Source organism: Corynebacterium sp. HMSC055A01 (assembly GCF_001809405.1).
GTDB classification, from domain to species: Bacteria; Actinomycetota; Actinomycetes; order Mycobacteriales; family Mycobacteriaceae; genus Corynebacterium; species Corynebacterium hesseae.
The window spans coordinates 178,145-178,351 of sequence record NZ_KV797598.1 but is presented as its reverse complement, the minus strand read 5'-3'; positions in this window follow the sequence as shown (position 1 = coordinate 178,351).

The window sequence follows — 207 nt, the reverse complement described above, 5'->3', positions numbered from 1 at the left end:
TCATCCCCGCTCACGCGGGGAGCACCAGTCGCCCCAGGCAAAGAGCCACTCGATGTAAGGCTCATCCCCGCTCACGCGGGGAGCACGGGAATGGAGCAATCGTCATCGTGGCGTGCCCCGGCTCATCCCCGCTCACGCGGGGAGCACACGGGTACACAGAAAAGGGTAAGGCCCGCACCGGGCTCATCCCCGCTCACGCGGGGAGCA